10 protein-coding genes are annotated in these 16,651 nt (G+C 45.6%); 6 read left to right on the forward strand and 4 right to left on the reverse strand.

Annotated elements, in window-relative coordinates; all coding sequences use genetic code 11:
* Window positions 1-74: 74 nt before the first annotated feature.
* Window positions 75-2,339, reverse strand: coding sequence for a TonB-dependent receptor (locus LHL20_RS02930; protein WP_226432190.1), 2,265 nt, complete (start codon window positions 2,337-2,339; stop codon window positions 75-77).
* 713 nt (window positions 2,340-3,052) lie between these two features.
* On the opposite strand from LHL20_RS02930, the gene LHL20_RS02935 reads away from it, so the two are divergent.
* The 6 genes from LHL20_RS02935 to LHL20_RS02960 all read left to right on the forward strand — a co-directional run bounded on the left by LHL20_RS02935 (window position 3,053) and on the right by LHL20_RS02960 (window position 11,933).
* A complete protein-coding gene (locus LHL20_RS02935) occupies window positions 3,053-3,715 on the forward strand; it encodes a GntR family transcriptional regulator (RefSeq protein ID WP_226432191.1) in 663 nt (220 codons plus the stop codon).
* A gap of 65 nt (window positions 3,716-3,780) precedes the next feature.
* On the forward strand, window positions 3,781-4,656 hold the full coding sequence (gene prpB / locus LHL20_RS02940; RefSeq protein WP_159626627.1) for a methylisocitrate lyase: 876 nt from the start codon (window positions 3,781-3,783) through the stop codon (window positions 4,654-4,656).
* 237 nt (window positions 4,657-4,893) lie between these two features.
* Window positions 4,894-6,018: a bifunctional 2-methylcitrate synthase/citrate synthase gene (gene prpC, locus LHL20_RS02945; protein ID WP_071815806.1), complete on the forward strand. Its 1,125-nt coding sequence runs from the start codon at window positions 4,894-4,896 to the stop codon at window positions 6,016-6,018.
* Window positions 6,019-6,036: 18 nt separating this feature from the next.
* Window positions 6,037-8,628 (forward strand): Fe/S-dependent 2-methylisocitrate dehydratase AcnD, encoded by a 2,592-nt coding sequence (acnD, locus tag LHL20_RS02950; protein WP_226432192.1) that lies wholly within the window; start codon window positions 6,037-6,039, stop codon window positions 8,626-8,628.
* 751 nt (window positions 8,629-9,379) lie between these two features.
* Window positions 9,380-10,561 (forward strand): 2-methylaconitate cis-trans isomerase PrpF, encoded by a 1,182-nt coding sequence (gene prpF, locus LHL20_RS02955; RefSeq protein ID WP_226432193.1) that lies wholly within the window; start codon window positions 9,380-9,382, stop codon window positions 10,559-10,561.
* Between the two features lie 121 nt (window positions 10,562-10,682).
* Window positions 10,683-11,933, forward strand: a complete 1,251-nt coding sequence (locus tag LHL20_RS02960) for a diguanylate cyclase (protein ID WP_226432194.1) — start codon at window positions 10,683-10,685, stop codon at window positions 11,931-11,933.
* 28 nt (window positions 11,934-11,961) lie between these two features.
* Here the strand turns inward: LHL20_RS02960 and LHL20_RS02965 are convergent, their stop codons facing one another.
* The 3 genes from LHL20_RS02965 to arcB form a co-directional block, all read right to left on the reverse strand.
* A complete protein-coding gene (locus tag LHL20_RS02965) occupies window positions 11,962-13,560 on the reverse strand; it encodes a PH domain-containing protein (protein WP_226432195.1) in 1,599 nt (532 codons plus the stop codon).
* On the reverse strand, window positions 13,560-14,123 hold the full coding sequence (locus LHL20_RS02970) for a PH domain-containing protein (RefSeq protein ID WP_226432196.1): 564 nt from the start codon (window positions 14,121-14,123) through the stop codon (window positions 13,560-13,562). Before LHL20_RS02970 ends, LHL20_RS02965 begins: the two co-directional genes overlap by 1 nt.
* 98 nt (window positions 14,124-14,221) lie before the next feature.
* Window positions 14,222-16,576, reverse strand: a complete 2,355-nt coding sequence (arcB, locus tag LHL20_RS02975) for an aerobic respiration two-component sensor histidine kinase ArcB (protein ID WP_226432197.1) — start codon at window positions 16,574-16,576, stop codon at window positions 14,222-14,224.
* Window positions 16,577-16,651: the final 75 nt, after the last annotated feature.

The following is a 16,651-nucleotide window of genomic DNA, read 5'->3' on the forward strand; positions in this document are numbered from 1 at the left end:
ACTATGCTAAATAGTACTAGAAAACAAGCAAAAAAAAGCCGGTTTAAAACCGGCTTTTCTCAATTATCTATCTCTTAGAACTCAGTAGAGAATCTCACACCAAACTCACTGGCATCGTTGCTTAGAATTTGAAGGATGTAATCACCTGTGTTCAAACGAGCATTGTCATAACGCTCATCAAAGATGTTACGGCCGTAAAGCGCTACGGTGTATGCATCGTTTGCTGGCGTGTACGCGATATCAAAGTTAACAAGCTCACGGCTATCAAGCTCGGTCATGCGCTCTGGTGCTGACGTTGGCTCACCGTACATTTCTGAACGATAAGAGTAGTCTGCACGCACGCGAATTGAGTCGCCGCCATCAAGTTCAAAGGTGTACTGAGGACCAATGGCAAGTGTTAGGTCTGGCGTAAGTGGGGCAACCGGGCTAAAACCAGCCTGCTCTTCAACGTCTACGTCCATGTAACCAATGCTGGTCATCATGCTAAAGTTGCCGTAGCTAAACGTAGCATCAGCTTCAATACCACGAGAAGTTTGTTCTACAACTAGGTTAGCGGTATCAAAACCACCTTCGCTTACACGGCTTACCTGATAAGGTAGGTCTTCAAACTCAGTATTGAATACCGCGATACTCATATCGAAATATTCGTTTACACGACCTTTAATACCCACTTCGTAGTTAGTCGCAGTAATGTTATCTGATGCTGTAAAACAGTTGTTTGCACGAACCGCCGCTTGAGCGCCTTCGATATCATCAAAACCACCTGCACCAAAGAACTGGCCAATTAAGCAGTAAGGGCGCGCTGGGTATTGACCTGACTGATAACCAGACTGAATCGTTGCGTAACCTGTCAAACCATTTTCAAACGTGTAGTTTGTGGCAAGTTCCCACGTTACTTCGTCCCAATCGTTTGAATCGAAAATAGTACCTAGTGGGCCAAATACGTTTGCTGACGCGTCTTTCTCATCTTTGGTATAACGAAGACCACCAGAGATGCTTAACTCGTCGTTAATGTCGTGACGAACGTTAACATAAGCGGCTTTCGATGTTGTTTCTTGGTCGAGTGCTAAAAGGTTTGGACCACCGTCGAAGTTTGAGTCGTCACCTTGACGGTTGCTACCTTCTTCGTTGAAGTAGTAAAGACCAGCTACAAAGTCGGTGTACTCGTTAATATAACCGTTAAGCTGAAGTTCAACAGAAGTTTGATCTGCTTCTCCGCGCTCTGGGAACTGGTCAAGAGAGAAAACAGTACCGTCATCATCAAGACCCGCTTTGTACTTAGAAGTACGTTGGCTTGCTACCACTTTCGCTGTGTAATCTTCGTTGATATCCCACTCAGTAGTAAGTGAAAGGCCACGAGCTTCATTTGATACAGACGTTACTGCAGCAGTACCTGTTGCATTGTCGTAACGGTCATAACCTTCTGGGATAACGTCAGAGTTGCGAAGTTCTACACCTAAACCGTTACCACCACCGAAGTAACGCGCAGAGCCTACTTCATCAATAAGTACAGTATACGGGCGAAGACCACCGTCACCATTGTTTGCATCAGCAGTTAGTACCATACGGAAGTCGTTTGAAGGCTCCCACTTAACTGACACACGACCAGAAATATCTTCTGTTTCACCCACATCATATTCAGCGTTAGGTACATTTATGAACTCGCCAAGGCCGTCGCGCTTATTAAATGACAGGTTCATGTTGAACGCTAACTCATCTGACAAACCGTGGTTAACAAAAAGATCAGCTTTTACGCGACCACGAGTACCAAACTCAGTGTTAATCTTAGTTACGTCGCCTTGATCAGGTTCTTTAGTGATGATGTTAATTGCACCACCGATAGAGTTACGACCGTATAGTGTGCCCTGTGGACCACGAAGTACTTCGATACGCTCGATGTTGTTAAGGCTCCAGTTTTGACCAACTTGGCGACCTAGGTAAACGCCATCAACATAAACACTTACACCTGGGTCAGTCGTAATAAGGTGGTCTTGAAGACCGATACCACGAATAAACGGGTTAACTGACGATGTGTGACCAGCAGAGAAACCGGTTACGTTTAGGTTTGGTACGAACTTACCTACGTCTGTTAGATCAGTGATGCCTTGTTCAGCTAATTTGTCACCGTCGAATGCACTCAAGGCAATCGGTACTTCATAAATAACTTGGGGACGCTTAGTAGCGGTAACGGTAATGGCTTCGAACTTTTGCTCTTCTGTCACTTCTGCTTCTTGCGCTACGGCAACATTCGTAAGAGCTGGAACGGTCATCGCTACTGCAAGTGCGACAGGCGAAAGCTTACTGGCGAGTGTCTTAGACACGTCAGTATTGGTTTTCATGGTGTAACCCCTTTGCTTGAGTGTTAGGTATTTAATCTATTTATCAATTGCTTCAAGTTCTTCTATGGAACTTTTGCAACCCAAACTCGAGGGGATAGTAAGAGGAGCAGAAAGGTGCTTAATGCTGATTTCAGGCAATAAAAAAGTAAGTTGCAATGAAAAATTACAGACTTACTTTCAATAATACTTCGCTTAAAAAGTGGAAGTTACCTTTACCAGCCCTCAATATCTCAGTGAAAGAGTTTAGGCTTGAAGACTGGAACGGTATGATACCGACATGTTTCTATATTGGAAAGTGAAATATTACATTTTTACTAAACTATTCTTTCAAAATTAGACTAATTGGTTAAATTTTACATTTCACTAACAACACTCACAAAAATAAAATAAACCTATATTTTTCAAACTGATACCAAAAAAAATTGGTATCAACTTCTCTAATATCACTCAGCGCTTTAATACTGACCAATTGGGCAAAATTACGACACCTATTTACTCGTATCTACAACTACGCATAGTAGAACTATGCTGACCTTTTCGACCTAATTTTTTGCTCGTTCTAGGCAAGTTTAATCTAAGCAAGTTTAACGAGGTACCTGTTTATCATATAAACTGCCCTCGCCCCACTTTTGTCGACAATAAAACCCTAAAATATTGAAAATTGAGTTTTAAGAGGCTATATTGTCGACATTCCAGCAAGAAAATTTAAAACCGTGATCAAAATTACCGAACAAGCAATAACGAATGCAGACAAAACCTTCTTCAAATTGAGAAAGGATATTGTTGAGGGTGTTATTGCTGCTGGCAGCAAACTCAGTGAAACAGAATTGTCGACAAAATACGAAGTAAGTCGGGCTGTCATCCGTGAAGCTATTAACCGCCTTGCTACCTGTCACCTTGTTGAGCGTAAAGCCAACGTAGGGGCCCGCGTGGTCGCACTATCCCCCGAAGGTCTTATACAGCTATATCAAGTGCGCGAAGCGTTAGAAGGCATGGCAGCGCGATTAGCCGCCAGGTATATGACTGACGAAGAAATTGAAGATATGCAATCGTTACTCGACAGTCATTTTGACAAGGTAAAAGACAGTCATAGCTACTACCAAGAAGCTGGCGACGTAGACTTTCACTACCGCATTGTAACCGGCAGTAAAAACGATCATCTAATTAGTGTGCTTATCGACGGACTCTATCATCTTGTGCGCATGTATCGCGTGCAGCTAGGTATGGCAGGCCCTCGAGTCAGTACCGCATTTGACGAGCACAGACACATCGTTAATGCCATTGCCAATCGCGACGAAGAACTGGCGGAAATGTTAATGCGACGCCATATTCTTTATTCAAAAAATAATATCGAGAAGAAGCTCAATCATGACTAATACCTTAAAGGCTTCTTTGTATCCAATTCACCTCTACCCTACTTTCAAATAAGTGAGTGACAATCATGAGTGCAGGAAAGAAATTCAGAACCGCCTTAGAGAACAATAAACCTCTACAAATTGTAGGCACCATTAATGCCTACACCGCCATGATGGCAAAGGCCATTGGCCACCAAGCTATCTACCTTTCGGGTGGCGGCGTAGCCAATGCGTCATACGGCCTACCCGATTTGGGCATGACGTCACTTAACGATGTAATTGCAGACGTACAGCGCATAACAAGCGCGTGTGACCTTCCACTTATGGTAGACATCGACACGGGTTGGGGCGGCGCATTTAACATTGCTAAAACCATTCGCGACATGGAAAAAGCAGGCGCGGCGGCAGTTCATATGGAAGACCAGGTTGCCCAAAAACGCTGTGGTCACCGCCCAAACAAAGAAATTGTTAGTACAGAAGAAATGGTGGACCGCATTAAAGCCGCAGTTGACGCCAGAACTGACCCAGACTTTTTCATCATGGCCCGCACTGACGCATTCGCACAAGAAGGTTTAGACAAAGCCATTGAGCGCGCAAAAGCCTACGTAGCAGCAGGTGCTGACGGTATATTTGCAGAAGCAGTTCAAACTGAAGAGCACTACCGTGCATTCTCAGAAGCATTAGACGTACCTATCCTTGCCAACATTACTGAGTTTGGCAAAACCGAACTATGGAACAAAGAAGAGCTTGGCGAATGGGGAGCAGACATGGTGCTTTACCCATTAAGTGCATTCCGTGCCATGAATAAAGCAGCAGAAATGGTGTACAAATCTATACTTGAAAACGGTGACCAAAAAGCCGTTGTCGACAGTATGCAAACACGTATGGAATTGTACGATTATCTTGGCTACCACGAATACGAGCAAAAACTAGATGCCCTATTCGCCCAAGGCAAAAATTAGTAAGCAGATAAATTCAGCTTGAAGTTGGCGGGCACGAAGATGTAGGGGTGAAGTACAGTTCCCTGCCCCTCCGAGGCATGGATGCCGAGGCGGAGCCCCCATGGATGGGTTCACGGCGTGGCAGGGAACTGTGCTTTGCCCCTGCAGCCAATGTGCCCGCCAACTTCAAGCGTTCAAATTACTCACTATTATCAATTAAAAGTACCTTACAAATTACACAAGACCGGAGACAACAAGATGGCTAAACAGTTAAGTGGCGCGGGTTTACGCGGCCAAGTTGCAGGTAAAACAGCATTATCGACCGTAGGTAAATCAGGTTCAGGTTTAACGTATCGCGGTTACGACGTAAAAGACTTAGCGCAAAACTGTCAATTTGAAGAAGTAGCGTACCTTATTCTAAAGGGCAAGCTACCTAACCAGTCTGAGCTAGATGCATATAAAACCAAGCTTCGCGGCATGCGTGGTCTTCCAACAGCACTGAAAGAAGTATTAGAACGTATTCCGAAAAATGCCCACCCAATGGACGTACTTCGCACAGGTTGCTCAATGCTAGGTAACCTTGAAATGGAAACCAGCTTCGATGAGCAGCAAGACGTGACAGACCGCATGTTGGCATGTTTCCCAAGCATCATTTGTTACTGGTATCGCTTCTCGCACGATGGTGTACGCGTAGATGTTGAAACCGATGACGACTCAATTGGTGGTCACTTCCTACATATGCTTCATGGCGAAAAGCCACGTGAGCTGCACGAACAAGTAATGCATGTATCGCTAATTCTGTATGCAGAGCATGAATTTAACGCCTCTACTTTTACGGCGCGTGTTTGTGCATCAACCCTATCTGATATGCATTCTTGTGTTACGGGTGCTATCGGCTCACTGCGTGGTCCACTTCACGGTGGTGCTAACGAAGCCGCCATGGAAATGATTGAAGGCTTTACTTCACCTGATGATGCTGAAGAAAAAATGATGGGCATGCTTGAGCGTAAAGAGAAAATCATGGGCTTTGGTCACGCGATTTACTCAGAGTCTGATCCGCGTAACGAGATCATTAAGCAGTGGTCTGAAAAGCTAGCTGCTGATGTGGGCGACGATGTTCTTTACCCTGTGTCGGTTCGCTGTGAAGAAGTGATGTGGCGCGAGAAGAAGCTTTTCTGTAACGCTGATTTCTTCCACGCGTCTGCGTACAACTTTATGGGCATTCCTACACCGCTATTCACGCCAATTTTCGTAATGTCTCGTCTAACAGGTTGGGCGGCACACGTTATGGAACAGCGTGCTGACAACCGTATTATTCGTCCATCAGCAGAATACACAGGCGAAGAATTACGTCCGGTGCCAGCTATTAGCGAACGCGCTTAAGATTAAGGTTAGGGTTTTATGAATATTGATTACCGTAAACCGCTTCCAAACGCGGGTATCGATTTTTTCGACACCCGTGAAGCGGTAGATGCTATTGAACCAGGCGCCTATGCCAAGCTACCTTATACGTCGCGTGTATTGGCTGAAAACTTGGTGCGCAAATGCGCACCTGAGATGCTCACCGACTCGCTTAAACAGCTTATTTATCGCAAGCGCGACTTAGACTTTCCGTGGTTTCCCGCTCGCGTAGTGTGTCACGATATCTTGGGGCAAACAGCACTGGTAGACTTAGCTGGCCTTCGCGACGCTATTGCAGCAAAAGGCGGCGACCCGGCGAAGGTTAATCCGGTTGTGCCAACGCAGCTAATTGTTGATCACTCGTTAGCGTTGGAACATGCTGGTTTTGAAAAAGACGCGTTTGAGAAAAACCGCGCTATTGAAGATAGACGTAACGACGACCGTTTTCATTTTATCAACTGGACAAAAACCGCGTTTAAAAACGTGGATGTTATCCCGCCGGGTAACGGCATTATGCACCAAATCAACTTGGAGCGTATGTCACCGGTTATTCAGGCCCGTGACGGCGTAGCCTTCCCTGACACTCTGGTAGGTACCGACAGCCACACGCCGCACGTTGACGCACTTGGCGTGATCGCAGTGGGCGTTGGCGGCCTTGAAGCCGAAAGCGTTATGCTAGGCCGTGCGTCTTACATGCGTTTGCCTGACATTGTAGGTGTTGAACTTACCGGCAAACCACAGCCAGGCATTACCGCTACTGACATCGTGTTAGCGCTAACCGAATTCTTACGTAAAGAGCGCGTAGTCTCAGCGTATTTGGAATTTTACGGCGAAGGTGCATCGCATCTTACGCTAGGCGACCGTGCCACTATTTCCAACATGACTCCTGAATACGGCGCCACTGCCGCTATGTTCTACATTGATCAGCAAACCATTGATTACTTGCGTTTAACAGGGCGTGAGGAAAAGCAAATTGCATTGGTTGAACAATATGCCAAGCACACTGGTTTGTGGGCAGATGACCTAGCGACTGCCGAATACGAGCGCGTGCTTACTTTCGACCTTTCTGCAGTTGGCCGTAATATGGCTGGCCCTTCTAACCCTCATGCTCGCTTACCTACCAGCGACCTTGAAAGTCGCGGCATTGCGGCGAAATGGGATGAAGAAGAAGGCAAAATGCCTGATGGCGCGGTTATTATCGCGGCTATTACAAGCTGTACCAATACGTCAAACCCGCGCAATGTTATTGCGGCAGGCCTGCTTGCACGCAACGCCAACCAGCGCGGTTTAACCCGTAAGCCATGGGTTAAGAGCTCATTAGCGCCTGGTTCTAAAGCCGTCAAGCTTTACCTTGAAGAAGCTAACCTAATGAGCGAATTGGAAGATTTAGGCTTTGGCGTGGTAGCATTTGCCTGTACTACCTGTAACGGCATGAGCGGCGCGCTAGACCCTAAGATTCAGCAAGAGATCATCGACCGCGACCTCTACTCTACAGCAGTACTGTCGGGTAATCGTAACTTCGACGGCCGTATTCACCCGTATGCTAAACAAGCATTCTTGGCATCGCCGCCACTAGTAGTAGCGTACGCTATTGCCGGTACCATTCGCTTTGATATTGAAAAAGACGTTTTAGGCACTGACAAAGACGGCAACCCGGTAACGCTTAAAGACATTTGGCCAAGCGACGAAGAAATTGATGCTATTGTAGCCAAATCGGTGAAGCCGGAGCATTTCAGAAAAGTGTATGAGCCTATGTTCGACTTAAGCGTTGATTATGGCAAAGACATTAACCCGCTTTATGACTGGCGTGAAATGAGCACCTACATTCGCCGTCCGCCCTACTGGGAAGGCGCAATGGATGCCGAGCGCACCATGAAAGGTATGCGTCCGCTGGCTATTTTAGGTGACAACATCACTACCGATCACTTGTCGCCTTCAAATGCTATTTTAGCCAGCAGTGCAGCGGGTGAATACCTTCATAAAATGGGCTTACCTGAAGAAGACTTTAACTCGTACGCCACCCACCGTGGTGATCACTTAACCGCGCAACGCGCTACCCTTGCGAACCCAAAAGTGTTCAACGAGATGGTGCTAGAAAATGGTGAAGTGAAACAAGGCTCTCTTGCTCGCGTTGAGCCAGAAGGCCAAGTGATGCGCATGTGGGAAGCGATTGAAACCTACATGAACCGCAGACAACCGCTAATAATTGTTGCTGGCGCCGACTACGGTCAGGGCTCGTCACGCGACTGGGCAGCTAAAGGCGTACGTCTTGCCGGTGTTGAAGTAATTGTGGCAGAAGGCTTCGAGCGTATTCACCGCACCAACCTTATTGGAATGGGCGTGCTACCGCTTGAGTTTAAACCAGGCACAACACGTAAAACCCTTGAGCTAGATGGCACTGAAACGTACGACGTTAGCGGCGAACCGTCACCAGGTGCAACGCTTACGCTAGTAGTAAACCGTCAAAACGGTGAGCAGCTAGAAGTGCCAGTAACCTGTCGTTTAGATACTGCAGAAGAAGTCTCTATTTACAGCGCAGGCGGTGTATTACAACGCTTCGCCAAGGACTTCTTGGAAGCTGAAGCTAACTGATTGTGCTAGGAAGACCTTTTAGTGGGAGGAAGTGAATCAGTTTCAGGGCACGCCGTGAATACGTCCTTGTAGGCTCTCAACTCGCATCCTTGCGAGTTGAAGGCCCTGAAGCTGATCCACCTCCCCCACTTAAGTTCAGCCAATATTGCATCAGTTAACTTAGCTGGGAGATAAGTTAGTCATAGGGCACGGAGTAAATATGTCCCTGTAGGCTCCCACCTTGCATCCGTGCAAGCTGAGAGCCCTGAAACTAACTCACTATCTCTCAAAGATGCGTTTATTACTTTTGGGTGGAAGCTGTTTGTGATTTGAAACATTCCAGCCGCAAGGGTGCGGCTGGAGAGCGCACATGGATGTGTTCACAGTGTGTTTCAAATCGCAACCAATTTTGCTTCTATCCAAACAAAAAGGTTTTTAATTTAAGAGGGCGTTGAGGCACGGTTGAAACCTTCGAGGCGTAGCTCTCCCCTCTCGAGAGAGTTTATTACTTTTAGGTGGAAGCTGTTTGTGATTTGAAACCCTCCAGCCGCAAGGATGCGGCTGGGGAGCTCACATGGATGTATTCACAGCGTGTTTCAATTCACGAACAACCTTACTTCTCTCCAGATAAAATGGTTTTTAATTTAAGAGGGCGTTGAGGCTACGTTGAAACCTTCGGGGCGCATGGACGCGCCCCGAGAGCCTACAGGGAAGTATTCACGGCGTGTTTTAACGGAGCCTCAACGCTCTCTTTTCGAAGAAAGGAAAAAACATGACAAAGTATGCGCCACAACTTCGAGTACCGGCTACCTACATGCGTGGCGGTACCAGTAAAGGTGTGTTTTTTAACTTAACTGATTTGCCAGAGGCTGCACAGAAGCCCGGTCCGGCGCGAGATGCATTGCTGTTACGCGTAATTGGCAGCCCCGATCCTTACGGTAAACAAACCGACGGTATGGGCGGTGCAACCTCTAGTACCAGTAAAACAGTTATATTGAGTAAAAGTGAACGTGAAGGTTACGACGTTGATTATTTGTTTGGTCAAGTCGCTATCGATAAGCCCTTTGTCGACTGGAGCGGTAACTGCGGTAACTTGACAGCCGCCGTTGGTGCATTTGCCATCAGTAATGGTCTTGTCGACAAGGCTAAAATACCCGAAAACGGCATTGCTACAGTAAATATCTGGCAAGCAAATATCAATAAAGCCATTATCGCTAAAGTGCCCATCACAAATAGCGAAGTGCAGGAAACCGGTGATTTTGAACTAGACGGTGTTACTTTCCCTGCCGCGGAAGTCGAAGTCGCTTTTGTCGACCCTGCAGATGGCGAAGGCGCTATTTTCCCCACAGGACGTTTAATCGATACGCTTGATGTCCCAGGTGTAGGCTCGCTGCAAGCCACAATGATAAATGCTGGTATTCCTACTATATTTATTAACGCTGAAGATATTGGGTATGTGGGAACAGAGCTTCAAGATGATATCAATGGCGATAACGACGCGCTTAATAAATTTGAAGCCATTCGCGCCCATGGTGCAGTGCAAATGGGATTAATCAAAGATATTGGTGAAGCTGCTAGTCGTCAACATACTCCCAAGGTAGCGTTTGTTGCTCCCCCTAAAGCGTATAAAGCATCAAGTGGCAAAGATGTGCTGGGGTCTGATATTGATGTATTAGTGCGTGCATTGTCTATGGGCAAACTGCATCACGCCATGATGGGTACCGCTGCTGTTGCCATTGCAGCGGCAGCAGCTATACCGGGAACCTTAGTGAACTTAGCGGCTGGTGGCGAAGATAGGGATTCTGTGACATTTGGACACCCTTCTGGCACGTTGCGAGTGGGTGCTAAGGCGTCTTTTAATGGCGATAAGTGGTCAATTGATCAGGCAGTTATGAGCCGCAGCGCCCGTGTATTAATGGAAGGGTTTGTTCGTGTTCCACAGGAACAAAGCTGATCACAGAACAACACTTTTAGGTATGCAATTGCATAGACATTCGTATGAAAAGCTCTTATTTGAAGGGCTTTTTTTAAATTTATTGGTTATGATAATTGCATAAGCGTTACGAGTGGTTCACATGTACAAAGTTCTTGTTGTTGAGGATAGCGCGACTGTCCGAAAGATCGTTAATAAACTTATTGAGGATAACCCTCATTTTACTTGCGATCTTTGTGAAGATTTAGCTGAGGCCAGCACTGCGCTTGCTAACAATTCAGATTACCTTGCAGCGATAGTCGACTTGAATTTGCCCGATGCACCGAATGGCGAAAGTGTAGAGTTGGCGCTGTCATACAACCTCCCTACCATTGTACTTACTGGTAATTTTGATGAATTTACTCGTGCCCAATTGCTTGATCAGGGCGTATTAGACTATATCACTAAGGAATCCCGGTACTCTTATTTACAAGTATCGAAGCTTATCGATCGCTTACGTAAGAACCTCACAACTCGCGTGTTAGTGGTTGAAGACTCGAAAACCAGTCGCAATCACATCTGTTCGTTATTGAAGAAATTTAAATTCCAAGTCCACGAAGCCTCTGATGGTATAGAAGCACTTGGAGTACTTGAACAACATCGCGATATAAAGATGGTAATTTCTGATCATAGGATGCCCAACATGGACGGATATGAACTTGTTAAGGCTATTCGTCACGAAAAGCGCATGCAAGACTTAGTTTTCATCGGGCTATCTGCGACTGGCGACAGCGTGCTCACCTCCAAATTTATTAAAAGCGGAGCAAACGATTTCCTTTCGAAGCCGTTTTATCACGAAGAGTTTTATTGCCGTGTAATGCAAAACTTAGAGTCTCAAGAAATGATCCAAACCATTAGAGATTCTGCAAATTTAGATCCGCTTACAAAAGTCTACAACCGCCGCTACCTGTACGAAGTTGCTGAAGAGTTGTATGCCAACAAAGCATCGCGCAATCAGGTTATTGTGTCGATGATAGATGCTGACAACTTCAAAAAAGTAAACGATACACTGGGCCACAAAACCGGTGATATGTTGCTACAGGAGTTCGCTGCATTATTACAAGAATATTTCCCAGACGACCTTATTGTGCGCTATGGCGGAGAGGAATTCACGGTTGTTTCTTTAAGACCGCCAAAATCCTATTTAGCAGCGCTTTCGCAATTTATGAATGCCGTTCGTACTACACAGTTTACCAACCATAAATTTAATATAACTTGTAGTATTGGCGTGTGTGCAGAAGAGTTCGATTGTCTTGAATCGCAACTGGACGTTGCAGATGCGCGACTTTATCAGGCTAAGCACAGTGGTAAGGACCGTATTGTCACCCGGGATGAAACAAAAGCGCAGGCCTAACGAACTAGCCCTGCGCTTTGATGCGTTTCTACATCCACGAACGCCTGGTCGATTCCACTTCATGTAAAATACTATCTGCAAGTTCATGCACATACTGTTCTGGTAGAAAAGGAACGGTCACCGCACCGGAAGCAAGGACAACTTTTAACGTAGCGAGTCCTCTTCGCTTCATAAATACACTTTGTTTTACCATAACTTGTTGCACTTTGTAGGGCTCAAAACACAAATAGTCTACCCCTATTCGGCCGCGTCTGACGTAAACGTAGTTTTCATCAAACGCAATACCCCAGCGCCACCAGCGCAGAGTCAATAGTAGACAAACGGCAGTAAACCCACTTAAAGACAACAAGATAATATCTTGATGGTCACTAATAATGCCCACACAAAGTGCGAATAAGAAAGGTATTGTCCAGGCAACCGCTAACCAGTGGAGTATAAAGCGCTTGCTAATGACTTGGTAAGTTTGATGATGAAGATCACACCCTGGCATAACTTCACGACTTAAGGCTAAGGCTTCCGACTCGGTTACAGAAGGCACAATAAGCTTGTTGGGCGACATTAACTCTTGCACTTGTTGGCTTGCCGTTGTGTTTTGCTCGAAGTACAAATTTACCCGCTTGAGGACTTTATCTAGCCAGTCCTGTTTTGCAGTTATCATTTGAATACGCGACGCACGCATACTGACTTCTAGCTTATTAAGGAGTCCGCTTCTTCGAATATACCTGTCGCCAGCCCGAGAGAGTGTATACCCATAAAAAGTAAATAGTGCCCCGCCCACACTAAGTAAAGCCATTGCAGCCATCACCATCATAATGATGACAAATGCATACAAACTAAACTGCCACCACGCTATCGCTTGTTCACCTACTAACTGGTTGAGTTGCAGCCCTTTTTCAGCAAGCCACTCAGATACAAATCCTATAACGTCATCATAAAACGGCGCTGCCGCTCCCAATATGATCCACACTCTGTTGTTGGTGATGCCGTGGATCACAATGTCACCCACTGAGCGAGTATTAAGAATTTCTTCAGAGGCGTCTTGCTGTGAACCCGCTATCTCATCCACGGTATCATTCATATCCGTCGATGAATTATTGGCGGAATCATCGCGGTGGGCTTTCTCAAATAACACGCGTTTTTTAAGTGCATGGGCATAATCTAGCGGCACAGCGACAATTTTAGCTTCCTCTTTCCCGCTACCTGCCGTGTCTAACACTACTAACGCATATCCAAAAGGCCGATAATAAAAGGGCAACTCAATTTTAACGTTCTGAATGCGCCATAGCGGCAAGTTGGTATAACGGCGTTGAAACACACCTGTATGAATTTCTACATGCTGATTATGAACCCTAAACTTGTACATCAAGAAACTTACAACGCCGCTTAATGTGGTTAGTATAATGACAGCGGCAATACCGATATGGGCTTCCGGAGAGTTGAGGTTTTCGAAGATATTAAGACTCACTGCAATTGCAGGGATGGCATAGACCAGTCCTTGTGCAGTATTGATAATATTGCGCACCGTAAAGTATACAATGGCAATGGGTGATAGCCTTCTCCAATCATCACCGGTTTCAACTTTTGTCGGTGTAGCCTCTTGTGGTATAGACGTGGTTTGCTCTGACATTAGCGTGCACTCACATCTTTATGGTCGAGGATATATTGGCGAATTCGTTCCGCGCGCTCAAGGGGAAGGCCCGGTATTTCAAAGGTATGCATTTCGCCACCTGCAGAGAAAACTTGCAGTTTCGCCAGTCCCGCCCATCTATCGAATGGACCTCTTTTTACTTCAACATGCTGTACTCGTAAAATTGGCTGACAAGAAAGCCCTCTGAACACTAAACCAGACTGTTTGCTAATATCTTGTTCTCGCACGGCGTACATAATTTTGGTGTCGGCAAACCAGTGGTAAATAAACCAAACAAGTCCCAATATGCTAATAACTCCAACAACAAAGGGGTAGGCGTAGACTAAATCTTCAGGTAAATCGAAAAAGGGGTTAAACCGTAAAACGGACACAACCCCAATCAAAATAAGCGCTAGGAGTGTTACAAACACAAGGTTGAGCATTCGATACTTCGGGCTAATAGGCTCGAGCACTAGCGCGTCTAAGTGTGGTAACTCATCGTTACGCACTTGCTGATTTGAAAATTGAACATTATCAGGCTGCATATCTACTTGGTTCATCATACTCATCTTCCTTTTGCTTTTTCGCCCCCACTAAAAAAGGGGCAAAAGCCCCTTTTTAAATGAACGAGTAGTCTCGTTATTTCAATTATAGGCCTGTTTTAATCGTCAACTTGTTGTTCATTCAACCAGTCGTGAAGTGCTTTCATATCGTGTTGAACCGCCATCTGAAGCTCTTCAACCCAGTCATGCACGTTCTCCCACCATGTAGGGTGATCGCCTTGCTGAATTTGGTTTGCTATACGCTGCACACGTGCCAAACCTACAGAGCCTGCTGCACCTTTTATTTTATGTGCCTGAGAGCATACTTCTGATTTTTCATCAGCACTTAAGCTCAACTGCAGTATTTCCATATACTCTGGCATTTTCTCTTGGAATACTTTCACGCTAGCACGCACCATTTCGTCGCCTATGGTATCAACCAACATCTGTAGTAAGTCCATATCTAAAATGTTACTTAATGTTTTATTCGGCTCAGGACGTTCTACTTCACCGTCAACTTCAAGAGGCGCCGGTGGCGCATGAAACAGTTCATTAAACACCTCGATCACACGAGACTTTTTGATAGGCTTGGCGATGACATCATCCATACCGTTTTCTAAATACTCATCACGCTTTTTAATGACATTTGCGGTTAACGCCACAATAGGGGTTTGCATGACCAAGTCTTCCTCAATGAGCGTACTGGCAACGTCAAAACCTGTCATGTCAGGCAACTGAATATCAAGTAGGATCAAGTCATATTGATTGGCGCGTGCTTTATCAATGGCTTCTTGCCCTGTCATAGCGACATCCACTTTTTGACCAAGCTTTTCAAGCAAGGCCTTCGCTACCATAACGTTAAGCTCGATATCTTCTACCAGTAGAATATTAAGACCGGTCACTTCTAACTGCGCGACTTTCATCGGGCTATTTGAAATTTGCACGGGTAGTACAATTTCAAATCGAGTTCCCTTGCCCACTTGGCTCGAAACGTGGATTTCGCCTTTCATCAAGTCGACCATTTGCTTACAAATGGCAAGTCCAATGCCAGTACCTGTGGCTGACTGATGATCTGGATGATCGACCTGGTAATACATGGCGAAAATCTTCTCTATTTCGCTCTCTGGAATACCCACACCAGTATCTTCAATAATGAAGGTAACATAAGCCTTATCACCGTCAGGTTTCGTCGATGACACCGACAAACTTACGTGTCCCTTTTGTGTGAACTTGACCGCATTGAACAATATATTCCACAAAATTTGGCGTAAGCGTGTACCGTCAATTTCAACCAAACGTGGCAACGGCTCGTTGATTGTCGTTTTCAGTTCTAACTGTTTATCCGCAGCAAGTAAGCGAATAATACTACTTAGCTCTTCCGTAAAATCTTTAAGCGAAACCGTTTTAAGGCTAAGTTCTAACTTATCTCTGTCGAGTTTATCTAGGTCGATAATGTCGTTAAAAATATTACCTAACGTAATTGCACTGGCATAAATTGTACTTACCCAACTGAACTGCTCATCGCTTAAATCAGTGTCACGTAACATACGACTAAGCCCAACAATACCGTTAAGCGGCGTACGCAACTCATGGCTAATCGTTGCAATAAAACGCGTTTTGTCGGTACTCGCTTTCGCTGCTGCATTTTCTGCTTGCTTGCGCTCTGTCATGTCTCGACCAAACGATAACAAACCTAAGCGGTTACCTTCTTTATCGAAAAACGGCACACGCTTCATTTCGAAGTAACGGCGACGTCCATCGGCAAAGCGCAACCATAACTCTTCGGTGATACTTGCATTTGTCTCTAAGACTTCATGGTCACTAGCAACGATTTGTCGAGCGAGCTCTTCTTCATACACATCTTTTGGCGTTAGCCCAAGAAGCTCTTGTTCCGTTTTGCCTGTCATCAACTCGGCAATACGGTTGCAACCTGCAAAGCGACCTTCTTCATTGCGATAGTAGATAAGATCAGGTGACGCATCGATAATTGACCGCAAGAGTGTTGATAAACGTCTAGCTTGTGCTTCCTGTTCAGATTTGTCTTGTATTTCTTTTTCCAAGTCTTTGAACAGAGCTTCGCGCTCTTCTTGTGCTTGCTTGCGCTGCTCTATTTCATGGTTAAGTTGGCGAATATTGCTTTGAAGCTCTCGATTCAAGAACACGTCTTCTTCGCGAAGACTTTCAAGTTGGCTTACCACTTCTTTCAAATTTGTGCGTGAATTTTCCAGCTGCTTAATAAGCTCGCTGAAAAAATACAGCACCCATGGCGCTGATAGCATGGTGAGCACAACTGCGCTTATAAAATCATCGGGCTGAACTTGGCTTCCCATACTCACGCGGATAACATATGAACCGCCCAACGTGAACACCAATGACAGCACTACGAAGAGAATGCTGAGTTTCAATGTGCCAAAACGTTGAACAAATTGAGCAAACCGAATTGCCCAAGAATCGTTTGGTGAATCTGAATGCATGTACGTCTAATCTAAGCTTATTTTGCCCCTATCCTAGCAGGCTTTGTGCGCTTCGGGAATGAACAACGTAATTGC

The organism is Alteromonas sp. McT4-15, assembly GCF_020515205.1.
Taxonomy (GTDB): domain Bacteria; phylum Pseudomonadota; class Gammaproteobacteria; order Enterobacterales; family Alteromonadaceae; genus Alteromonas.